21 protein-coding genes are annotated in these 21,176 nt (G+C 48.8%); 7 read left to right on the forward strand and 14 right to left on the reverse strand.

What is annotated here, in order from left to right:
• Window positions 1-42: 42 nt before the first annotated feature.
• From Q0698_RS00245 to Q0698_RS00255, 3 genes are all read right to left on the reverse strand, one after another.
• The gene (locus tag Q0698_RS00245) at window positions 43-654 is read right to left on the reverse strand and encodes a porin family protein (protein ID WP_298632592.1); all 612 of its coding nucleotides are present in this window, start codon (window positions 652-654) and stop codon (window positions 43-45) included.
• Window positions 655-862: 208 nt separating this feature from the next.
• Window positions 863-1,489 carry a 2OG-Fe(II) oxygenase gene (locus Q0698_RS00250; protein ID WP_298632593.1) on the reverse strand — a complete coding sequence of 209 codons (627 nt, stop codon included), beginning with the start codon at window positions 1,487-1,489 and terminating at the stop codon, window positions 863-865.
• Window positions 1,490-1,517: 28 nt separating this feature from the next.
• Window positions 1,518-2,045, reverse strand: a complete 528-nt coding sequence (locus Q0698_RS00255) for a DUF1993 family protein (protein ID WP_298632596.1) — start codon at window positions 2,043-2,045, stop codon at window positions 1,518-1,520.
• Window positions 2,046-2,194: 149 nt separating this feature from the next.
• On the opposite strand from Q0698_RS00255, the gene Q0698_RS00260 reads away from it, so the two are divergent.
• The 3 genes from Q0698_RS00260 (at window position 2,195) to Q0698_RS00270 (ending at window position 6,469) form a co-directional block, all read left to right on the forward strand.
• A complete protein-coding gene (locus tag Q0698_RS00260) occupies window positions 2,195-2,941 on the forward strand; it encodes an AsmA family protein (RefSeq protein WP_298632597.1) in 747 nt (248 codons plus the stop codon).
• An 87-nt stretch (window positions 2,942-3,028) separates the two neighbouring features.
• Entirely contained in the window at window positions 3,029-4,543 is a 1,515-nt protein-coding gene (locus Q0698_RS00265) for a tetratricopeptide repeat-containing sulfotransferase family protein (protein WP_298632598.1), read from the forward strand.
• A 75-nt stretch (window positions 4,544-4,618) separates the two neighbouring features.
• Window positions 4,619-6,469, forward strand: a complete 1,851-nt coding sequence (locus tag Q0698_RS00270; RefSeq protein WP_298632600.1) for a PAS domain S-box protein — start codon at window positions 4,619-4,621, stop codon at window positions 6,467-6,469.
• Window positions 6,470-6,527: 58 nt separating this feature from the next.
• On the opposite strand, the gene Q0698_RS00275 is transcribed toward Q0698_RS00270, so the two are convergent.
• Entirely contained in the window at window positions 6,528-7,094 is a 567-nt protein-coding gene (locus tag Q0698_RS00275) for a DUF4136 domain-containing protein (RefSeq protein ID WP_298632602.1), read from the reverse strand.
• Between the two features lie 205 nt (window positions 7,095-7,299).
• On the opposite strand from Q0698_RS00275, the gene Q0698_RS00280 reads away from it, so the two are divergent.
• On the forward strand, window positions 7,300-8,607 hold the full coding sequence (locus Q0698_RS00280) for an NADH:flavin oxidoreductase/NADH oxidase family protein (RefSeq protein ID WP_298632604.1): 1,308 nt from the start codon (window positions 7,300-7,302) through the stop codon (window positions 8,605-8,607).
• A gap of 80 nt (window positions 8,608-8,687) precedes the next feature.
• On the opposite strand, the gene htpX is transcribed toward Q0698_RS00280, so the two are convergent.
• The 4 genes from htpX to yghU all read right to left on the reverse strand — a co-directional run bounded on the left by htpX (window position 8,688) and on the right by yghU (window position 11,843).
• Entirely contained in the window at window positions 8,688-9,563 is an 876-nt protein-coding gene (htpX, locus tag Q0698_RS00285; protein WP_298632607.1) for a protease HtpX, read from the reverse strand.
• Window positions 9,564-9,665: 102 nt separating this feature from the next.
• Entirely contained in the window at window positions 9,666-10,106 is a 441-nt protein-coding gene (locus Q0698_RS00290; protein ID WP_298632609.1) for a nuclear transport factor 2 family protein, read from the reverse strand.
• 24 nt (window positions 10,107-10,130) lie between these two features.
• The gene (locus Q0698_RS00295) at window positions 10,131-10,655 is read right to left on the reverse strand and encodes a DsrE family protein (protein WP_298633479.1); all 525 of its coding nucleotides are present in this window, start codon (window positions 10,653-10,655) and stop codon (window positions 10,131-10,133) included.
• Between the two features lie 351 nt (window positions 10,656-11,006).
• A complete protein-coding gene (yghU, locus tag Q0698_RS00300; protein WP_298632611.1) occupies window positions 11,007-11,843 on the reverse strand; it encodes a glutathione-dependent disulfide-bond oxidoreductase in 837 nt (278 codons plus the stop codon).
• 426 nt (window positions 11,844-12,269) lie between these two features.
• Here yghU and Q0698_RS00305 point away from each other — a divergent pair, with 426 nt between their 5' ends.
• From Q0698_RS00305 to Q0698_RS00315, 3 genes are all read left to right on the forward strand, one after another.
• Entirely contained in the window at window positions 12,270-12,833 is a 564-nt protein-coding gene (locus Q0698_RS00305; RefSeq protein ID WP_298632613.1) for a hypothetical protein, read from the forward strand.
• Between the two features lie 63 nt (window positions 12,834-12,896).
• A complete protein-coding gene (locus Q0698_RS00310) occupies window positions 12,897-13,538 on the forward strand; it encodes a site-2 protease family protein (protein ID WP_298632615.1) in 642 nt (213 codons plus the stop codon).
• Window positions 13,535-13,855, forward strand: a complete 321-nt coding sequence (locus tag Q0698_RS00315; RefSeq protein WP_298632617.1) for a mechanosensitive ion channel domain-containing protein — start codon at window positions 13,535-13,537, stop codon at window positions 13,853-13,855. Before Q0698_RS00310 ends, Q0698_RS00315 begins: the two co-directional genes overlap by 4 nt.
• Here Q0698_RS00315 and Q0698_RS00320 read toward each other — a convergent pair.
• From Q0698_RS00320 to Q0698_RS00345, 6 genes are read right to left on the reverse strand one after another with little or no spacing between them, the layout of a single operon-like run.
• Window positions 13,852-15,153, reverse strand: coding sequence for a HAMP domain-containing sensor histidine kinase (locus tag Q0698_RS00320; RefSeq protein ID WP_298632619.1), 1,302 nt, complete (start codon window positions 15,151-15,153; stop codon window positions 13,852-13,854). The genes Q0698_RS00315 and Q0698_RS00320 overlap by 4 nt on opposite strands.
• Before the next feature lie 37 nt (window positions 15,154-15,190).
• Window positions 15,191-16,507 (reverse strand): sigma-54 dependent transcriptional regulator, encoded by a 1,317-nt coding sequence (locus Q0698_RS00325; RefSeq protein ID WP_298632620.1) that lies wholly within the window; start codon window positions 16,505-16,507, stop codon window positions 15,191-15,193.
• 14 nt (window positions 16,508-16,521) lie between these two features.
• Window positions 16,522-17,745: an FtsX-like permease family protein gene (locus Q0698_RS00330; protein ID WP_298632622.1), complete on the reverse strand. Its 1,224-nt coding sequence runs from the start codon at window positions 17,743-17,745 to the stop codon at window positions 16,522-16,524.
• A 9-nt stretch (window positions 17,746-17,754) separates the two neighbouring features.
• Window positions 17,755-19,077, reverse strand: coding sequence for an ABC transporter permease (locus Q0698_RS00335; protein WP_298632624.1), 1,323 nt, complete (start codon window positions 19,075-19,077; stop codon window positions 17,755-17,757).
• A gap of 1 nt (window position 19,078) precedes the next feature.
• Window positions 19,079-19,780, reverse strand: a complete 702-nt coding sequence (locus Q0698_RS00340; protein ID WP_298632626.1) for an ABC transporter ATP-binding protein — start codon at window positions 19,778-19,780, stop codon at window positions 19,079-19,081.
• Between the two features lie 26 nt (window positions 19,781-19,806).
• A complete protein-coding gene (locus tag Q0698_RS00345) occupies window positions 19,807-21,069 on the reverse strand; it encodes an HlyD family efflux transporter periplasmic adaptor subunit (protein WP_298632628.1) in 1,263 nt (420 codons plus the stop codon).
• Window positions 21,070-21,176 lie beyond the last annotated feature (107 nt).

Below are 21,176 nucleotides of genomic sequence, written 5' to 3' on the forward strand. Positions count from 1 at the left end.
CGTGCTAATTCATACGCTATCGAAGCGTGCGATAGTTAAGCTTTAGAAGCGGTAACCAAGGACGACTGAGTAGCTTTCTGTCTTCGTTTCAAAGTCTGCGTACTGATATTCGGCTGCAATTTCAAACGAGTAATTAACGAAAAATCGCATGCCTAACCCATAGACTGGATCGGTACCTGAATTTTCCTGAACAACCTCTCGATCAAGATCAGGGAAACTTAATACCTTCTCCGAACTCCAGTTCATTGCGCCTACCCGAGCATCGATAAACCATGATTTACTAAGAGGAAGTGAAAAGCGTGCTGAAGCCCCATAGGCATCACCCGATCCTGGTATTCCACTGGCCAAAATATCTGGCAGTGCGTCAGGATCAATAACCTGACCAACTAAGAGAGTTCGTGTGCTCTCATAATCCTGATAGAGTCCTTCCACGGCGATATACTCATTAAATTCATAACCGCCACGGATGAAAAAAGTGGTGCTTGAGGTATCAAAGGAAACATTGGTCACATCAACACCAGCATCGCCAATTAACTCCAACAGTCGTCCTTCATTCGTGTCGACGTTCAGCCCGCCTACACCAAAATTCACATACATGTCATCGGCTACCGCTGCAGTTGAGCAGATGGCTGCGGCAGCGAATACACACGTCATTTTTGAACTTATCTTACACAATTTAGCCAACGGGTTATTCCAACGAGTTTGTGCCACAGTTAAACCTCCAAGTGATTGTTTGATGCTTTTTTATTCACACCAGAATGATTCCATTATAACTTAGTATAAAGCTTTGCGCCATGAAGCCCGAGGGCCCCTTCGACTCGTTTCAAGGCCAGTGCGAGATGAGCTGATAACACTCTTTAAGTTACCGAGGTGGATCAATAGACCTGCCCGATGAAGTATTCACCCTAAACCACCCCGCTATGGAATATCTATCGGCTTTAGCTGGTAGGACCTCATGGGGAAACTCATCACTGAGAAATAGCACCACGGTGCCAGCCTCCGGAATAACACGAAGCCCAGTGCTGTCCTCATCATTCTGATACAACACCAACTCTCCGCCATCGCCGGGATTCCAATCTTCATTCAGATACGTCACCAACGACAGTACTCGATTAGTCCGCCCTTTGAAGGCGTCTACATGACGGCCATAGAATCGCCCTGGTGCATAGTGGGCGAAATGACTTTCGAAGGAGAATAGCCCTAGGAACAAACGTTGGTTTAGCGCTAATTGCAGCTCACTACACCAGTCTAACCAAGCTTCGCCTGCCGCTGAACGATCATCAATCCAGTCTATCTCATCGGACCGAATGGACTCATTTTGCTGGTGTTGATCGGCTCTGCCTACCCCCGCCTGACGATACTGCCTCTCCGTGGTGGTTCGTGCCGATTGCATCAGTAAATTACAGAGGTCCCCAGGCATCGCATTCGGAAGGATACAATAGCCAACACGGGCTATTTCATTAGCAATTTGCTGCGGAGCATTTGTCATTAGGATTATCCCTTGCAAAGCTGCAAGCTTAGCTAGACGCTAAACCAACCGTCATCTGGCCAAGAAAATCTCGCTTACCCAAAGGTACGCCATCCGCGCGAAGCAGGTTGTATACGGTTGCCGCATGAAAATATAAGTTCGGTAGGGTAAACGACATCACAAAATTTTCCATCGTAAAGGGCAATTCAACGCCAGTCATTCGAAAGTACATTGGCTGACCGCTTAGCGCGTTTATCTCTGCTGGAGTGATTGCCGCAAGCTGATCCCTGTCCGCAATTAAATGCTCTATCGCGGCGTTAAGGTTCACGTCTTCCACGTTCTGTGGCGGATTGAATTCACCATTCAACAAGCCACGAGCGGCGTTGAGGCTGTGATGACGAACAGAGTGCAATTGCCTTAGTAACTCCCACATGTCATCGGCCATTCGCAGTTGCAATGCCGCATCGCCCGTCTCTTCTCGTTGCTGGTAAAATGTTTGCGCCTTCTTCATGGTCGCAATCGTGCTATCTAATACCCGAAGATAGCTGGCTACGCTGAGGTCGTAGAGTGAAGTCATATCTATTTCCTACCTTATAATTGGGCTAGAGTTTGAGTGTAATTTATCGCACGCGAATTGTCTGCAAAACTCAGGTTCTAACCGCTCTTCTGGTGTGGGATAATCACAGCCAACACATATAACTACTAAGCGTTACTGCGAGGCTGACTATGAAGAAATTTGCTCTGGGATTACTGCTTTTACTGATAATTGGCGTAGTGGGTGGCGGTATCTTCGCTAAACAGAAGCTCGATTATTTTTTGAATCATGACCTTGCACCGTTAGTGAGTGAATCAACCGGCCTTCAGGTTGAAATTGGCTCCGTAAACTTGAGCCTTTTGTCTGGCCAAGTCGAGATTAGCAACTTTACGATTGCCAACCCGCCGGGTTACAGCTCCGCAAAGGCGGTTAGTTTCTCCACCTTAAGGCTGTCGCTAGACCCGCTGACTCTCATCAGCCAGCCCATTCACGTCCAAGAATTCCTTTTGGCTGAGCCGGCTGTACTCGTTGAGGCCAATAGTGCTTACCAAACTAATATTCAAGCTATGCTCGATGAATTGGAAACTCGCTTCCCTGCTGAGTCTGGTTCATCTGAAGTAGCTACCAAAGCGCAAAATACGACCGATGCTCGCGTACGTATTGACGCCTTCACCATTGATAGTGCTCAACTGACTGTGGATGCCTCCGCTCTCAATCAAACCAGCCAATCCATTCGCCTGCCCGTACTCAGCATAGAACCCATTGGCGTTCCCGACGGTGTAGCGGCCAACGAAGCTGCGCGGATTATCATGATGGCATTATTAGAGGATGCTAAGGCTCAGGCTACTGAAGCGCTTAAAGACGCTGCCGAAGATCGTGCCAAAGAGGAACTTGAAGAACGAGCGAGAGGCTTGCTTGAGGACATTTTTAAGCGCTAAGCCAATCTCGCAGAAGAATTAACACATGAGTAAAGCATTCATGGCGCAAGTGATGCTGTTTGGGAAATATGATATGAAGGCTTCGCTATGAGTTTGATCGCTGCCCAGAACTACCTAAATCAGGGTAATCTGCAAGCCGCGCATCGAGAGACTATGCGGATTATTCAAGGTAATCCGCATGACCTCGAGGCGCTTCGAGTCCTGCTAGCCATTGCCTTAAAGTCTCGAAATTCACTCAAGATTGCGCAAATTCTAAATCAAATAAATCGCCTTGACCCTTCTCAAGCAAGCCTCTTTGATGAAGCCCTGGCTTGGCACCAAATTCAACTCCCGCAATGGGCTATCACAGCCCTTAAGCAACTTAACCCCGAACGAATTACCCGTGCCAAGCTCAGCTCATCTGCGGCCAATCTGGCAACTCAGTATGACCAACATTCGCTGGGATTAGCACTAACAAAAAGAACCGTTGTTCTCACTCCAAACAACGCCAATGCTCACTTCGAACTTGGCCGCAGCCTGGTGTTCAGCGGTGATTTCGAGGCCGGGCAGCAAAGTCTCATCGCCTCTCTGAACATTCAACCAGCGCATCCACTGGCATTACAACTACTGGCTACTCTGCCCAAAGCGTATTGGCCGCAAGACCTACTTCAGCAAATTGACAACGCTATTGCAGAGGCTAGTCAGCTGGGTGATTTAAAGCGCTTACATGAGGGACGATATCGAGTTTTGGAAGACAAGGGCGCTTATACCCAAGCTTTTTCAGCTATTGAGACGGCAAATAACTTGCATCGTGAGCAGCTGGGTTCGCGTTTAACTGATCCAAGCGAAAAATTGTCATCAATCCTCACTACTTTTGATCAGCTCACCGTAACAACCCATACTTCACCGAGCGAGGCAACGCCGATATTTATTGTTGGCCTACCGAGGTCCGGCACTACGTTACTAGAACAGATATTATCGGGGCAGGATGAGATCCAGGCGCTGGGTGAATTACCTCAGTTGCCAGGCATTGTTGAACGCGCTATTCAACACGCGAAAGCTAACGAGTACGTTGTTAACAGCAGCTTAGTGGCCAAGCATTATCTTGAACAAACAGCTCCATTACGAACTAATTCCCATTACTTCGTTGATAAAATGCCGCTCAATTATCAACTCATTGGTTTTATCGCCCGCGCGCTCCCTAGCGCTAAAATCATTCATATCCGCCGGGACCCCATGGATGTATGTTTTGCCCAATATCGACAGATTTTCGCCGATAGTGCTCACGCGATGGACTACAGCTATTCACTCGAACATCTGGCAAGCTACCATCAATCCTTTAGCCAGCTAATGAATCAATGGGAACAACGATTCCCAAACCGAATTTTCGACATTGCCTATGAGCAGCTGGTTACAGCGCCCAAAACTAGCTTAGCGTCTCTGAGCCAGTACCTAGGTATAGAGTTAGCGGCGGAGTGTCTAGACCTTAGACTTAACGAACGAGCTGTTTCGACTGCGAGTGCGGGACAGATACGCGAACCGATTGGCGGCCAACACCTTGGTAGATGGCGACACTACGAAGCCGCCATGATGCCTCACCTGGCTAAGCTTTTGCGAGATTAGAGAGCAACTGGCGGTTTAACTGCTATCCTTTTTCTCTGTATAACGCGAATTTTTAGCGCTTAACGCAACGCATTAATGCTGAATTTTCGACTCTTTGAGTTTAAGGCCTCCCGTCATATTGCTATGGAACATTTTCCGAACATTCAGCTTGCCAATTTTCTTAGCATCACCCTGTGGGCGTTAGTAAGCTTGGGATTGTTAGCGCTCACCTTCCGCTGTCGTCAATTATTGTATACTAACGTACTCGCTGTCCTAGTTTCGGGAGCGAGTCTAGCTGCCTGTTACTCATTAGCGGCGATGGATGCATTACTCATCGTTGCGTTGTTGTCTTCACTGTTACTTTTCGCCTTAGCCTACTGCTTGATTCGACTTTATTTTTCCCCCGATAGACTACCTCAAAGTTCTTGGATTAATACTAATAAGCGGGCGTATAATTTTCCCTCAGAAGCGATTCTGCCTCAGCTGTTGGAGCAATCTATATGTGGCGCCTATATCTTTGACCTAACTACTAAATCTCACGTCTTCGTCAACGCTCAGTATTCCAAGATTAGTGGTTATTCGTTGAACGACTTGAATACGCTAAAAGAGGGTTCTGGGCTGATTAATATTATTCATCCAGAGGATGCCACCGCAGTCAAAAAACATATCGAGGGGGCTATTGCTAACTCTAGTGAGGAGCACTGCGATCTGCACTATCGCTTTCGCCACAAAGACGGGAACTGGATACATTGTCTTTCACGGGATGTCGTAGTGAAAGACGATAACGGCACCGCTAGTTTTCTAGTTGGTACCTTCGTTGATGTGACACAGCTCCACGAGGAGCATACCGAGCTAGAGAAATTGCAAATTCGCTACGCTGCAACGTTCGAAGATGCACCTGTCGGCATTGCCCACGTCTCTCAACAGGGAAAATTCTTGAGGGCGAATAGAACGCTAAAGAATTTGCTTGGATATAGTGATTCTGAACTCGCAAACCTAACCTTTGCGGATATTACCCATCCCGACGACCTGCAAAAGGATTTCGATCTACTTAACTCGTTAATCGAGGGAGCTATTCCTCAGTACAAAGTCGATCAACGCTATTTTAATGCTCAGAACCAAGTCATTTGGATAGAGCTTACGGTAGCGGCAGTTCGCCAAGCCAACGGTGAAGTGAACTATTTTATTAGTATTATGCGGGATATTACGCAAAGCCGACTCATTGCCCACGAACTCAAAGAGACCAATGCGGCATTCAAACGGTTTGTTAATTCGTCACCATTTCTATTAGAGCAGCCTATTGAGGCTATTGGGGCGATGGCTACTCGCATTGAAAATAAGATCGTGCAACGTAAGATTGAGAAGGAATTACTCTTTATTGATGAGTTAGCATCCATCTCAAAGGTTTCTGAGGAGCTCTCTACTCGACTCGACAATCTACTCGATTTAGTACGATTCAACCCGAATGTCATGTCGATAGACTTCGAGTCTCTTGAGGAGATTATCAAGCTCAGCCGAAACGAGGCTGAATTTAACTCAAGCTATCCACGATGCAGGGTGAGCTGTGATAAAAATGTTTCCCTCCCCGTAAATAAAAGCGCCTTCGTCAAACTGATTGTCAATCTTTGCATCAATATTGAGCAAATGAGGCAACTACCTGATGCTCAACTGAGGGAGGTTAAAATTAATTGCTATCCGGAGGATTGGCATCAACGCGTGGTGGTAGAACTTCATTGCTCAGGCTTTCAGCTTACTCCCGAATTCAAGCAGCTGATGCTAAGAGCTTACGACTATCAGGATGAAAATCAGTTGGATGAAGTGGGGCTACGATTTGCGATTATTCGACAAATTGTACGAGCGCATCAAGGCCAATTAGAAGTTGGCTGTGATACTGATGATGGATTTAGCCTAACCATAATTCTGCCTGCTGGCATTACCCTGCCCTAATAAATCAGTAACAGTCCGCGCTGAACACGCAGACTGTTCCAGCCAACTTATCGTTAGTCTATTCGAATGGAATTTGACCGAATATGGTATCGACATACTGACGCACCACAACATCTAGTTCTTGCGGGGTCCAGTCGCGAACTGAACGCGTTCCCACTCCTCGCCACACGGCTTTGCCTTCCTTGGTACTGGCGATATCAATGATCAACGAACCCTCAGTATATTGACTGACATCTACGGACTGTGAAGGATAACCCATGTAGCCGCGATGGTAGGGGGCATAGCCGTATGACCCATAGAAACCATAACTATTGTTGTAACTGGTGACGCGAGTTTTGTCTTGGGTTGTAACATGAAAACTGACAAGCGCATCGGCCTCGTCACGTGATACCTGCGTCAAGCCTTTAGCTGTCAACGATGCAGCGATATCCGTTCGAATTCGCTCATCTAAAAGCGGGTTAGTGGGAACGCCAATGACTTCCACGGCATCGGGAATAATATAAAAGGTTTCTAGCGTCTGAAAATCGAAATTTGGGTCGTAATCCATATTGACGCGAGGAAGTGTGGTGCAAGCGGATAGGACAACCGCACTTATTAACGAAAAAACGAGGCGCAAGCATTTCATAAGATTTTCTCCATTGGTTGATAGTTGAGCTGTTATTACAACCGGACACACTCAAGCAAACTTTTAGCTTCGCAAGTTATATCATGGTTATTCGTTTGAGTTAACTTTTCGATCATTCAGACATTCGAACTAACCTCCTCTCGGTTTATTCGACTTGATAGCGCGGGCAAAACAGGAAATAGTGGACTAAAAAGGACAACTCAACATGAATTCAATATTAGCCACCGCACTTCACCTCCCCTGTGGAGTAGCGATACCTAATCGTATTGCCAAAGCAGCCATGACCGAAGGTCTTGCCGACCCAGCAGGAATACCTACCCAAGAACTTTCTAATCTGTATCGGGTTTGGTCTGAGGGAGGTGCTGGCCTCCTGCTATCGGGGAATATTCAAATTGATAGCCAACACCTAGAGCGCCCCGGAAATGTCATTATTCAAGGCACGGCATCCGCGGAGTTAAAGCGCGCCCTGAGTGAATGGGCTGCAGCGGCTACCGTTAATGGCAATCAATTTTGGGCGCAAATCAGTCATGCAGGACGACAGACGCAAAAAAATATCAACGCCAAACCAAAGGCTCCCTCAGCAGTTAAGCTTGGGATCCCTGGCGGCCAGTTTGGCGAACCTGTGCCAATGAGCTTAGAAGAGATCGAAGCCGCAATTCAAGGTTATGCGCACGCTGCCAAGGTGGTGGTAGAGGCGGGCTTCACAGGTATTCAAATTCACGCCGCTCACGGCTACCTCATCTCGCAATTTCTGAGTCCACGAAGCAATCAGCGCGACGATCAGTATGGCGGCTCACTGGAAAATCGCGCCCGTTTTCTTTTGGCGGTTGTAGCTGCAACGCGCGCAGCGGTAGGCCCTGAAATCCCTGTAGCCGTTAAGTTAAACAGCGCTGATTTCCAAAAGGGTGGTTTTAACTTCGAAGATAGCCTTGTAGTACTGAAATGGTTAGAAGCGGCCTCGGTTGATCTAGTTGAGATCTCTGGTGGCACCTACGAGCAACCTAAACTACTGGGCATCCAAGGTATTGAGGACGAGGAACCGCAGCAGGTTAATGCCTCCACCCAAGCAAGAGAAGCCTATTTCGTTGACTTTGCCAAAGCCATGCAGTCGGAGGTAAACATCCCGCTTATGGTCACTGGGGGCTTCCGAAAACGTGCGGTAATGGAGTCTGCCCTAGCAGACGGCAGCGCTGATATCATTGGCTTAGGGCGCCCACTCTGTGTAGTGGCCGATGCGCCGAATCAACTCCTCGCGGGGCGAGAGGAGCTAGATCGTTTTGAACAATCGCTTTCGCTACTTCCACCCGCGCTAAAATTTCTAGAACGCGTAACCGCTATTCGAGCCATAGCTAGCTTTGCAGTTCAGTATTGGTACTACCGTCAGATCGCCGCCATTGGCGAAAATAGCGCTGCGGATGAGAATTTAAGTGTGTGGGCGGCTACGAAGTGGCTACTCAAGCTGCAAAGTGATTGGCTAAAACAGCGAAAAGCGCTGCTAGCTAGATCGGCTTAGCGGAGTTGATATGGCGTAACGTAAAAGGGCGAATCTCAATGATTCGCCCTGTAGGTTGGTTCGTTTCTCAGCCTCTCAGTTTAAGAACGATAGGCCTCGGCATTAAGCGCAGCAATGCGCTTATCTAACGGCGGATGGCTCATTAACAGTTCAGTGAGCGTCTTCTTGCCGTTGATTCCAAACGCTAAGAGCGTGTTGTCTAATTGTGACTCTTGGCTTGTCTTTAAACGCTGCAGTGCCGCAACCATCTTTTCCTTCCCAACCAATGATGCTGCTCCCGCATCGGCGTGGAATTCACGGTGACGGCTATACCACATTGTTAGGAAGCTAGCGAAGAACCCAAGCACCAACTCAAGCACCATGGTGACGCCGAAGTAGACTAGCCAGTTGGTTCCCCCCTGCTGACCATTTCCATTCGACGCCACCATATTCGCGACAATTCGAGCCAAAAACATCACAAAGGTATTCACCACACCTTGCATCAGCGTCATGGTAACCATGTCACCGTTGGCGATATGACTCACTTCATGGGCAAGAACTGCCTCCGCTTCATCCTGAGTCATCGCTCGTAATAAACCCGTGGATACGGCTACCAGAGAATCATTTCGCTTCGCGCCGGTTGCGAAGGCATTGATATCAGGAGCGTCGTAAATGGCGACGGTCGGCATGCCAATTCCGGCCTGTTGAGCTTGATGCTCGACCGTTCGTAACAACCAACGTTCAGTTTCATTGCTGGGCGACTGAATGACTTGTCCGCGCACCGAACGAAGGGCCATCGACTTCGACATTAACAGCGAGATAAAGGCTCCACCGAAGCCGAATACCGCGGCCAAGATCAATAGACCAGATAGACTTCCTCGCTGCAGATCTGTGGTTGCGTAGATGATATTTAAAACCAAACTGAGTAATAGAATTACCGCTAGGTTGGTGGCAAGAAATAGTGCAGTACGTTTCATCGTTACCTCAAATTATTACTGATGACCGTTGTTGAAGAATACCTTCAGACGTTACAAGTTAGCGCCAAATCAACGCCCGCATCATTAGGAATAATGCGGATGTTATTCAGCGGCTTTGGTCGCCTGCCAAGCGGTTGCCTGCCAACTTCCATCCCGCTTAATCAGGACCCCAGTATTAAAGTAGCGCTGCGCCGGCTCGGATGATTCAGCTGACTCGTAGAGTGTGAGCTCAAACGTTAATATCACGGCTTCGCCCAGACTTCTGACGGTAACATTCTCTGCGCCGTACCAGGCTGAACTCTCCTGTTCAGGTGCTGTACTGCTGCGCATCCCATCGATGATGGTGGACTTGCCAAAGCGGGTGCCGGAGGAGCTGGTGTAAATGAGGTCGCTCGCCCAGAATTCATCATGAACTTCTACGTCATTAACACCACTAAGAAACCAATTTAAGCGATCTTCCACCTCGCTTTCCAACGAAGCATTTGCGCCACCTGCCAGGAGAAGTAATGAGAGAGCTAGTGAATATTTGATGCTTTTGTACATAGTAATTTCGCCCTACTTAATAGCTTAAAACGGATTTAAGGTGTAATGGTCCTGCTGAAGTTGAGCATGAGCCGCCATCGCCGAAACTGCCATTTCAACACCCGGGATTAATTGCTCTTGCGTCACTCCTAGATGAGTCGCGGATTGACCACAGACGATGACGCGAACACCTTGTTCAATCAGCGCAGTAATCAATGGTGCAGAACCATTATTTTCTCCCGACCTTTCTTTATAAGCCTCCTCGCGTTGGACATCGTAACTAGCCGCGCCATGCACCACCACTGCAAGTTGAATGCGATCTTCGGTTACTCCGTGTGCAAGCAACATATTATTGAGTCTGGCCGCGGAGTTGATGTATCGAGAAAAACTGCCCTGTTCTGCACCATTACCCACATCGAACGCTACACGAAAACTTACATCGCTCTCGATGGGTTGAGCTAACTCGATATCGTAATAGCGGCCGAACCCTTCGATGGGACCCGCTACTGAGGGTAAACTTAGCGTTAACATAAGGGCTACGGCTAAGGTATTGTAGACAAGCTTCATCATCACTCCTAAGTTCTTTCAAGCTTTATGATTTCGACATTAGTGTATCGCGCTCTGACAGCAAATCCTATTTGGTATTCTAATTAGATTTTGATGGGAGACTAGTGGGTAAAAAAAAGCGCCAACCAGAATCTGATTGACGCAAGGAGCCTGAATGAAACTGAGGGACGTTGTTAAAACTTAGCCCGAAGCAATCCTTGCTTCACCTGATACAAAGAGGCAATCCATACCTCATCGTTTAATTATCTTAAACTAATGCGCTAACTCGAACCCATAGCCAATCACCTACAAAAGCATCAAAAAGATTGCTTAGTCTGCTATCACTGCAGTTAATTACACGAAGCTGATCACTATTTACTTAAAATCCGCTGCACTATGTCTCTCTAGAACTCGAGTTGCTTCGTCACCCCAAGCTCGATTGACGCGTGTGCCACGCTGAACCGCTGGTCGACCCGAGATTTCATCCGCCCAACGCTTTACGTTAACGTATTCATGCACACTCAGGAACTCCGCTGCACTATATAGACCGCCTTGAACTAGTACGCCATACCACGGCCAGATCGCCATATCCGCGATGGTGTATTCATCACCACACATAAATTGATTAGCGGCTAAATGCTTATCTAGCACGTCAAGCTGACGTTTTACTTCCAGCGTATAACGGTCAATAGGATACTGAAATTTTTCCGGTGCATAGGCATAGAAATGACCAAAGCCACCGCCTAGGAATGGTGCACTCCCCATCTGCCACATTAGCCAACTTAAGCACTGAGCGCGCTGTTGGCTATCTGTTGGGATAAACGCTCCGAATTTTTCAGCAAGGTGAATCATCATGGCACCCGATTCAAAAATACGAAACGGCTCGTCGCCGCTTTGATCAACCAGAGCAGGTATTTTTGAATTAGGATTGATCGATACGAAATCCGAACCAAACTGTTCGCCTTCCATAATATTTACCGTGTAGGCATCGTACTCAGCTTCACGGTGACCGGCTTCTAACAGCTCTTCAAAAAGTACGGTCACCTTCACACCGTTTGGCGTGGCGAGGGAGTACAGCTGAAATGGGTTGTCTCCCTGCGGGAGTTCAGATTCATGAGTCGCACCCGAAACTGGCCGATTAATACTCGCAAACTTACCACCATTTCCAGCATCCCACTGCCAGATCTTTGGGGGGGTATAAGTGTCACTCATAACGTTGATTCCTTCTCGATTAGTGATAGCAACATAAGGGTTGAGCGTGAAGAGTTAAAGGGTCTCTACGGTAATTCCTTAGCAATACCTATGCGTATTGCGCAATTTGGGGTCGAGTTGGGGTCGGGTACATATTAGTTGGGGTCGAGTTGGGGTCGGGTACAAACAGGTTATCGCTATCAACGTTTTGAACGTCATTTGGATTAAAGTTACCTCTCAATTAAGGAGGCTCAAAGTTATGTACCCGACCCCGATCTTCGACCCGATTCCAGGGACAATCAAAGTTATGTACCCGACCCCAAATTGACCCCGAATTCGACTCCAATGTCTGAAGCTCAGTACTGACATCATCACATTCATTGAGATAGATTGCTCCGCCTCGTAGTGATAAGATTTCGAATATTACTCTTAGCTAAGGATAGATAGATGACGCATCAACACCGCCCAACTTGGGTCACTTTAGTAGGGATACTCACACTCGTCTTTGGCTTCTTCTCACTAATAGGCGCTGGTCAGGAACTCGCCGTGCCTCGTTTCTTGGAAATGCAGCAAGAGATTGTGATGCATGTGGAAGATATGGCCGAGGAAAGCGCGATTGATGGCAGTGCAGAAATCGAGATCACCTTGGATGGAGAACAAACTACCGTAGATGTCGATGAAATTATGGTCTTTGTGGTCCATCTTTTTGACGTACCGGAATGGTTCGAAAGTTGGGCCTTTACCATTGGCGTGATTAGTCTCGCGATTGCAGTGTTATATTGCATCGGCGGGATTACTTTATTAATGGCCAATGAAGTCTCACTGCCAATATTCTATACCGCGTTAGCCTTATCCATGCTCTGGGAGAGTGTTAGAATCGCCATCTTCGCTCAGACAGAGGCGCCACTACTCATCATGCAAATCCCTATCTCTGGGGTTAGTTTGTTGATTGACGTCATTCTATTGGTCATTGTGCTAAGCGCAGAAAAAACGAGTTTCGCACGGATTTAACGGTTAGGATGGGGTAGCCGTTGTCGCTCCCATCCCTCGTCACCAATAGGAAATCACGACCGCATGTATAACCTTATCCTCGACGGACACTACAGTATTTTCCTGTTAATCGTGGTCGCCCTCATCGTGTCGCTCACATTCCATGAATTTGGCCATGCTGCGATGGCAAAGTTCTACGGTGACAATACGGCTGAGCAACAGGGGAGATTAACGCTTAACCCCATAGCGCATATTGATCCAATGGGACTACTGATGGTGGTGATTCTGGGCTTTGGTTATGCAAAGCCGGTGCCTACCAACCCGCGCAACTATACGTCGGGGTGGGCACAACTCTGGATTGCAGCGGCTGGACCGCTAATGAACCTGCTCATCGCGTTCATTACCGTCAATATCTTTATGCTAGCCATGCAGGGCCAGTGGGCGTGGGCTCAGGGTGAAGGAGCACAGTATTTCTTTATCTATCTGGCTACCATTAACCTTATCCTAATGCTCTTTAATCTAATTCCACTCGGCCCATTGGACGGACACTATATTGCGCCGTATCTGCTTCCAGCGGGGCTCCGACGCCCCTATGTACTGTTCAATCAACGCTATGGATCCATGCTGTTCTTAGGGCTTATTGTCCTGAGCATCCTTGGTATTCCCGTTTTTAGCTACGTATGGCAGCTTGGTCAATTTTTACTCCCATTGTTGGTGATTGTATGAATGCTTGGATTTCCGCAGCCGTCGTTAATATCTCAGCTCTGGTGGCAGGGTTAGGTTTAACCGGTTTTGCAGTAGGGCTAGCGCTAAAGGATGCGATCTCAAACTTGGTCTCGGGTATGATGCTTGTAGTGTATAAAACTATCGAGTTAGGCAACGTGATTGAACTATCAGGCGTACAAGGCGAAGTGATTAATATCAACTTACGCTATATCACCTTAGACATGAACGGGGTACACCATTTAATCCCCAACGCGCTGTTACTGAACAGTAAACTGGCGATTATTGACCCGAAGACCACGCTAACAAGCTCAAATTAGTTCGGCAACCACAGCGATACGCGCAAACCACCGCCCTCACGGTTGCTGATATTCAGCACGCCGTGATGGGCCTCTACAATTTCACGAACCAGAGTTAAGCCAATTCCTGATCCACGCTGCTTGGTTGAGTAGAAGGGAATAAACGCCTGAGCAAGCACGTCATCGGACATCCCTTTACCCTCGTCCAACACATTCACTTCTACCCCGTCTCGCTTGGATACCACGCTTACCGTTACGCAGTCATCGTTCGTCGAGGCTTCATGGGCGTTAGTCACTAAATTGATGATAGCTTGCTCGAGCTGAGACTCATCAAAGGTACTTGCTAACTCAGGCAGGTCACAGTCAATGTTGAAGTGCTGCAATGTCTGCAGTCGCTGGAGGAAGGGAAGCCATTGATGACTGGCCTGTTGCGGTGAAGGCAAGCGGGCGAACTTCGCGTAGCCAAGAACGAACTGATTCAAGTGATCAGCGCGGTCACCAAGGGTAGTGAATACTCGGGTAAGCCGATTATCCTCGCTGGACTGAGTAATCATTTTGCCAGAGTGAACCATGGACATGATGGGCCCGAGCGAGTTATTGATCTCGTGGCTGATTACCCGGATAACCTTCTTCCAAACCGATACTTCCTGTCTATTGAGCTCCTCGGACATGTGCCTGAAACTCAACATCGTGGTTTCTTCGGTATGAATGCGAACCACGGCTTTATCAATATGCCAGCTCTGATTAACACGCTCGCCGTCTTCTTGAGCCGTTACCGAGAAGAGTCCCTTCGTCATATTCCGTTCGGCATCCGCAAAGGCGGCTGGAGCACCGTGAAGGACATCCGCTACTAGGGCTCCCTCAATGCGTTTGCCCTTGGCAAAGTATTTTCTAGCGGCATCATTTGAGAATAGTACCCTGCCCGTTTGGTCGTAGAGGAGCAGCAAATTTGAGGAGCTTTGAAGAATTCGGTCCAGAAGGAGTTCACGCTGATAGATACTCATCTTTTCGCGACGAAGTACTGCTGCAGCGGCATTAAAGTGCTTCGCTAAGGTCACGAACTCCGCACCATCACGCTGCTCAATCGTGATACTGTAATCGTTATCCTGTAAGTTAAGCAGGCCGAATTCCAGCGCCTTAAGTGCCCTGCGAAGTCGTCTAAGCAGATAGCGATTAACCAAGACGAAAGTCCCTGCACCCAGGGCAATAGATAATGCCAATACCTCATAGCGCTCACCTTCCAATAGGTAGGCAAACCATAGCGCAGCGAGTAATCCCAGCAGAGAGTTGGCCAAGACAAAGCGAGTAATAATTCCCATGTCAGTTAGCCTGCCATACTGAGACAGCAGCTGTCATCTAATTTTCAATCCCCAATTTTTCCATACGTCGATATAGTGCTTGTCTCGATAACCCTAAAGACCGAGCAGCCTTGGCGACTACACCGTCGTTATCGCTAAGGGCTAATTTAATGTCATCGGCAGACATCTCTATCGCACCAATGGCTGGCGGTTCTAGGCCAAAATGCTGCACCTCAAAGGATCCATCTCCGCGAAGTAATGCGGCGCGAGAACAGGCGTTTTGTAGCTCGCGCACATTTCCAGGCCAATCGTGCAATTCTAATGCGCGAGCAACCCCTTTAGGGAGGGTATCTTGCTGAAGGAAAAACTTCGCCAAGGGAATAATATCTTCCTTACGATCAGCGAGCCCATCTAAGCGAACCTCGATAACATTCAGGCGATAGTACAAATCTTCACGAAACTCACCCGCTTGAATCGCGGCAGGTAAATCCGCGTTGGTGGCACTGACGATACGAACGTGAACACGCTTGGTTTCATTTGACCCCAGTGGCTCGAATTCGCCCGTTTGCAGGACCCGTAAGAGCTTCATCTGCCCGGCATGACTGAGATTACCGATCTCATCAAGAAATAGCGTACCTCCGTCAGCTTTGCTGAAGCGTCCCTCTCGGGTTTGGTTCGCGCCGGTAAATGCCCCAGCGACGACACCGAATAACTCAGCTTCCAGAAGATCATCGGGTAACGCGCCCATATTCACCGCCACAAAGGGCTTAGCCGCGCGCTCTGAATTAGCGTGAACAATCTGAGCCAACTGCTCCTTGCCACTGCCATTGGGACCTGTGATGAGCACGGGTACATCGCTTCGCGCCACGTTCGCCGCCAATTCAACCGCTGACTGAAGCGACGAAGACGCTACGATGGTGCCGCATAACTCAATATTCTCGAGTTGTTTAGCCCGATTACGCGAGGCCGCATTCAGGCGGATATTGTCCGCCTGTAGGGTACGCATCTCCAGCAAGTTACGAACCGACGTCACTAACTTGTCATCATCCCAGGGCTTGGATTGATAGTCCGCCGCACCCTGTTGAATAAGTTGAACCGCTGTTTCAAGGTCCGCCCAACCCGTTAACAGAATGATAGGAAGATCCGTGTCTAGGTTGCGAAGTTCGCCGAACAATTTAACGCCTTCATCTCCGGAAGTAGTATCTTCAGAAAAATTCATATCCTGAATCACCACCCCGATAGACTGTTCCCGAACCGCAGTAAGCGCGGCCTCGGGGGAGTCACACCCCACCGACTCAATGCCGTGAAGCTCCAGCAGTAAACCAATGCTGTCGAGTACTGCTGGGTTGTCATCAACGATTAATACACGTTCCATCAATCAGTCCTTGTTTAGAGCGAGCGAGTTGCAACACTCGGCGGTACCTTCGCCGCGCTAATTGCTGGAAATAGAATACCTACCACCGACAACAGAAGCAACGCAAAGCCCACGCTTAGCGGGTACACCACTGACAAGCTAGGTAGTGAGAATAGGCTCATCAACTGCCAATTCAGGGCCAGTGCTACTGGCACCCCAATAATCATCGAGATGACTAACATCGCACCGCTTTCCATAAGGAACAGCATGACGATGTCTCGCTTGGTTGCACCCAGCGCTCGGCGTGTACCAATTTGCTTAGTACGACGCTCTACATTGAATACGGCCATACCAATTGCACCTAACGAGATGACACTGATAAGCAATGCAATAATCAGCCCAAGAGAGAACAGCAGAGCATAGTCAACGGAGAACTGTCGATCTTTAATCTCATGATACTGCTCAATACTGACTACGACGCGTCGGTCGTCATTGCGATAGAGCTGTGAAGTAATCGAGTCGATTGCTTCCGCCGCGCTAATTCCTTCGAAGCGCACCGCTAGCTGCTGAAAGCGATTATCACTTGGTAGGAAACCAAGCCAGATAGAGTTCGTGGAAACGCTCCAGTTCGGCCATGGACCGTAGAAGTGTTCCGCTACGCCGATGACAGTCAAGGGAATGTCAACGCTTGAAGGGAAATAGATGACTTCACCCACCACATCGTCACGGCCCAACAACTCCATGGCAAGCGCTGAAGAAATCACCACGCCCGCACCCGCTTCCATACTGCCCATATCATTTGGGTTAGCAATTTCTTCTGGGCGAAAGGTTCGGCCGTACTTCATTTTCAGGCCCAACACATCACTGAGGTGATGATCTGCGCGGTAAATAGCGGCTTGAACCTGTGAACCAGTGTCATCTTCCGTAACCTTATCGCGGACGCTAGCACTGGAGCCACTGCCCTCAAGCGGCATCTGATTGGTGGTTGCTACCGCCGTGATGCCATTCAGTTGAGTCAATGTCTCGATATCATTCATCAATACCTGTTGCGCATTAAAATCCTCGGCAAAGTGATAGAGCTCCACGTCGAGTACAAGCTCTTCGTCAATACCCGAATTGATATCGATGGAGTCCATACGATAACTAATCATGCCCACAAGGTTCGCAATAATGGCGATCGTCAGCACCGCTTGAATCACCAATAATGTCGTCGTAGACGGATTACGGCGTAAACTATTTAAGGTTGGTAGAATATCCATAATCTTCTCCTACTGAATTTTGAGGTAGAGGCTGGGCGGCATGCGACAAATACGCCAGGCCGGTATCAAACCTGCGATGACGGATGACAGCAACGCGATAGCCGGTGAGTAGAGCCACATTGTCCAATGAAGTTGAGTCAGCGGGAACTCATCGCCGGCAAAACCGACAGCCAAGTAGCCGTTAAGCACGTGCAGCACGCCAGTTGCGAAGACAAGGCCTATCAAGCCACCCGCGAAACCGATCAGGCTCACCTCAACAATATGCTGAAGGAAAATCTGGCCCTGACTAGCGCCTAGCGCTCTTCGTGTTCCAACCGCGGGCGCTGCCTTTAGGAATTTACCAAGTAACAAACCAATGGTGTTCACAATACAGACAAGTAAGAAGAGAATACTGATGATCAGCAAAATATCACTTTCCTCACTGTGAACATCCATGTGCTCAATCCACTGTGCTGGCGTTTGGAGAGCGAAACTCGCTTCCGGGTTGGGAAAACGACCGGCTGACTGCTGATCGCTGATGTAGGCATTTAACCAGCGTTCGAACTCAACTCGCTCCTGCTGGCTATCGAACGATACCCAGAACTGTAACCAATGCAATTCAGAGGTAAGCAGTGCCTGATAATCTTCAATCCTACTTGGCGACCAACCGTTGGTGTTACCCGACGAACTAATTTCCTCGAGCGGCGCCAAACCTATTGGAATATAAATGCCGGCTCCGAGAGAGAACGGATTATTATTCAGATCATAGAACTTAGGCTGAGGATTGTAGTTTTCAATTACGCCAATCACTCGGTACGGTTTGTTATCCAGAAAGAGCATTCGCCCTAAGGGGTCATCCGAGCCGAAGAATGATTGTGCTGTGCTCTGAGTGATGACAGCAACGTAGTCGCCATCTCGGTCAGCGCCCCTAGTCCAGGTTGATCCCGAGATAAAAGGCACCTCAAAGACATCGAAGAAGGTACCGTCAGTCACCCGCACACTGCCAAAAATGGGGGAGGCAGCGGGGGCGTCTGATTTAATCGCAAAGCGACTCTTGAACATGGCGACGGTGGTTGCATCGAGACCGCTATTACGGACTGCTATGGCATCCTGGTAAGTGATCTGGCGTAGCATCCCATTACCCCAACCACTGCCCACTGAGTTAGATTGCAGCTGTAACGTTAAGGGCTGGTTAGCCATCTTTTCCGCTGGATTAGCGGTAATATGCTGATAGATACTGAACATCGTCACCGTCATGCCAACGCCAGCTGAGATAGCAAGAACCATCAGCAATGAAATAAACGGTGTGCGTTTGATACTTCGCCAAGCTAAATCAATATAATGGCCGATCATCTTAAGCCTCCGCTGTCGCTGGTGCTTCAGTAAAGCGACGATAATCAGATACTTGACCATCCACGATCTGAATATTGCGCTGCGCGCGTCGTGCTAGGTCTGGATCGTGGGTCACCATCACAATAGTAGTTCCCGCTGCATTAATACTTTCCAGCATATCCATCACCTGGCGTGCCATTAAGGTATCGAGGTTTCCGGTCGGCTCATCCGCAAGCAAAAACGCTGGCTTACCCGCCATGGCGCGCGCAATCGCGACACGCTGCTGCTGACCACCCGATAATTGCGCCGGAAGGTGACTATAGCGAGCTGACAGCCCTACCATCTCCAGCGCTTCCTCCACACGAGACTTTCGTTCAGCGCGAGAAACACCGCGATAGCGCAACGGCACTTCAATGTTCTCGGCTACTGTGAGATCAGGGATGAGATTAAACCCCTGAAAGATGAAGCCAATGGATTCGTTACGCGCTTTAGCGAGCTGGTTATCGCTCAACGCGCCCATCTCAACGCCGTTCAATTGATAGCTGCCGGAGCTAAAGGGCTCAAGCAAACCTGCGATATTCAGGAAGGTGGTTTTTCCGGAACCCGATGGGCCAGTAATGGTAACGAACTCTCCCGTCTTCACTTCTAGATCGAAGGAGCGAAGCGCATGAGTTTCTACCATATCCGTGCGGTAGACTTTGGCTATATTGGTCATCTTTAACATCGTGTTAGTCCTCTTTTGGGGGAGAATTAATGAATTTGTAAGGTTTCTAAGTCATCGAAGTTGTCGTAGCTGGAGACCACAATCTCATCGCCAGCACTAACACCTTCTATAATCTGTACATTTCGAGTGCCTATGGCGCCCACGACAATTGGAATTCGAACTAGTCGGTCCGCTTCTACGCGATAGGCAAAGCTACGGTTACCGTTATCAACAAAGCTGCCGCGACGAACCAGTAACGCATCCTCATAGCGTTCGAGGAAGATTCGCGCCGAGACGCGCTGATTCTGGCGGAGGGAGAGGCCCTGTTGATCTAGAATGGTGGCGCGAGCAACCAATTGGTTAGAGCGGATCTCCGGTGAAATTGCCGAGATCTCAGCCATTACCTGCTGCCCGCCAACGGATACGGTGACCGGCATCCCAATACCTAAGTCATCGCCATAGACATCAGAAATCTGCAGTTCGACCTCGTAGGCCGTTAGGTCTACCACACTCAAGATTGGGGTTCCGCTGGGAATCCTGGACTGATCACTAACCAGCAAGTTACCCACTGCGCCATCCACTGGCGACCTGACTGCCAGCGCATCCATGCGCCGCTGTACTTCCTGTACTAGGATTTCCTGGCGCGAGACTTCTGCCCGGCTTTGCTCTAACTCAAAGGCACTGAAATCACGAGACAGCTCAGCCTCGCGAACAGCGTGCTGGAACTGCAGGCGACTCTTTTGTAGATCATCTACTCGCACATCGTAGTCAATTTGGCTTATAAGCGAGTGTTCAAAAAGCTGTTCGGCGCGTCGCAGTTCTCGCTCTGCCGCTGCTAAATCAACCTGCGCCATATCCACGGTTTTGTCAGCCGCTAACTCGGCTTGGCGATTGGTCAGCTCCATGCGTGCTAGGCGGCTTGATTGAATCGCCAAACTGACACGATACTCGGCCAGGAGGCTCTGAAGGTTAGGGCTGGTAATCCGAGCTAGCACCTGGCCAATGGTAACGCGTTCACCGGCGTCAACGAGAAGTTCAATTTGCCCCTCTTCAGTGGCGAATAGCGTGGGCGCATCGGAAGCAATCATTCGTCCAGTGGCGGCAATATCTCGTTCAAATAGCCCCTGCGAAATACTCGCGATGAGTAGCTGGTCACGATCAACCGATTGCTCAGCACTATCATTACTCCAAACGAAACCGTTCAGAATGATCACTGCGACCAAACCGAAGGCTCCCCAACGCGTTCCTGCGCGTTGATGCCATTTCTTGGCTTCAATGATTAGATCTTGTTCTGCAGTATTCTTAATCATGAAAAATTCTCTCCTACGATAACTCCCTCAAAGCAATAGCCGTGCCAACTTATTTATCTCAATAAAAATAGGGCCTGCGGCCTACCTGTCCGCAATTAAAGGTGTCC

This window comes from uncultured Umboniibacter sp. (assembly GCF_947497555.1).
Lineage (GTDB): Bacteria > Pseudomonadota > Gammaproteobacteria > Pseudomonadales > DSM-25080 > Umboniibacter.

What these genes read in the sequence shown, in the direction of transcription:
- Q0698_RS00250 (WP_298632593.1), bottom strand. Translation starts at nt 1,489, where the DNA reads ATGACAAATGCTCCGCAGCAAATTGCTAATGAAATAGCCCGTGTTGGC.
- Q0698_RS00265 (WP_298632598.1), top strand. Translation starts at nt 3,029, where the DNA reads ATGAGTTTGATCGCTGCCCAGAACTACCTAAATCAGGGTAATCTGCAA.
- Q0698_RS00260 (WP_298632597.1), top strand. Translation starts at nt 2,195, where the DNA reads ATGAAGAAATTTGCTCTGGGATTACTGCTTTTACTGATAATTGGCGTA.
- Q0698_RS00270 (WP_298632600.1), top strand. Translation starts at nt 4,619, where the DNA reads ATGCTGAATTTTCGACTCTTTGAGTTTAAGGCCTCCCGTCATATTGCT.
- Q0698_RS00310 (WP_298632615.1), top strand. Translation starts at nt 12,897, where the DNA reads ATGTATAACCTTATCCTCGACGGACACTACAGTATTTTCCTGTTAATC.
- Q0698_RS00255 (WP_298632596.1), bottom strand. Translation starts at nt 2,045, where the DNA reads ATGACTTCACTCTACGACCTCAGCGTAGCCAGCTATCTTCGGGTATTA.
- Q0698_RS00290 (WP_298632609.1), bottom strand. Translation starts at nt 10,106, where the DNA reads ATGTACAAAAGCATCAAATATTCACTAGCTCTCTCATTACTTCTCCTG.
- Q0698_RS00280 (WP_298632604.1), top strand. Translation starts at nt 7,300, where the DNA reads ATGAATTCAATATTAGCCACCGCACTTCACCTCCCCTGTGGAGTAGCG.
- Q0698_RS00340 (WP_298632626.1), bottom strand. Translation starts at nt 19,780, where the DNA reads ATGTTAAAGATGACCAATATAGCCAAAGTCTACCGCACGGATATGGTA.
- Q0698_RS00325 (WP_298632620.1), bottom strand. Translation starts at nt 16,507, where the DNA reads ATGGAACGTGTATTAATCGTTGATGACAACCCAGCAGTACTCGACAGC.
- Q0698_RS00295 (WP_298633479.1), bottom strand. Translation starts at nt 10,655, where the DNA reads ATGATGAAGCTTGTCTACAATACCTTAGCCGTAGCCCTTATGTTAACG.
- Q0698_RS00305 (WP_298632613.1), top strand. Translation starts at nt 12,270, where the DNA reads ATGACGCATCAACACCGCCCAACTTGGGTCACTTTAGTAGGGATACTC.
- Q0698_RS00315 (WP_298632617.1), top strand. Translation starts at nt 13,535, where the DNA reads ATGAATGCTTGGATTTCCGCAGCCGTCGTTAATATCTCAGCTCTGGTG.
- Q0698_RS00335 (WP_298632624.1), bottom strand. Translation starts at nt 19,077, where the DNA reads ATGATCGGCCATTATATTGATTTAGCTTGGCGAAGTATCAAACGCACA.
- htpX (WP_298632607.1), bottom strand. Translation starts at nt 9,563, where the DNA reads ATGAAACGTACTGCACTATTTCTTGCCACCAACCTAGCGGTAATTCTA.
- Q0698_RS00345 (WP_298632628.1), bottom strand. Translation starts at nt 21,069, where the DNA reads ATGATTAAGAATACTGCAGAACAAGATCTAATCATTGAAGCCAAGAAA.
- yghU (WP_298632611.1), bottom strand. Translation starts at nt 11,843, where the DNA reads ATGAGTGACACTTATACCCCCCCAAAGATCTGGCAGTGGGATGCTGGA.
- Q0698_RS00330 (WP_298632622.1), bottom strand. Translation starts at nt 17,745, where the DNA reads ATGGATATTCTACCAACCTTAAATAGTTTACGCCGTAATCCGTCTACG.
- Q0698_RS00275 (WP_298632602.1), bottom strand. Translation starts at nt 7,094, where the DNA reads ATGAAATGCTTGCGCCTCGTTTTTTCGTTAATAAGTGCGGTTGTCCTA.
- Q0698_RS00320 (WP_298632619.1), bottom strand. Translation starts at nt 15,153, where the DNA reads ATGGGAATTATTACTCGCTTTGTCTTGGCCAACTCTCTGCTGGGATTA.
- Q0698_RS00245 (WP_298632592.1), bottom strand. Translation starts at nt 654, where the DNA reads ATGACGTGTGTATTCGCTGCCGCAGCCATCTGCTCAACTGCAGCGGTA.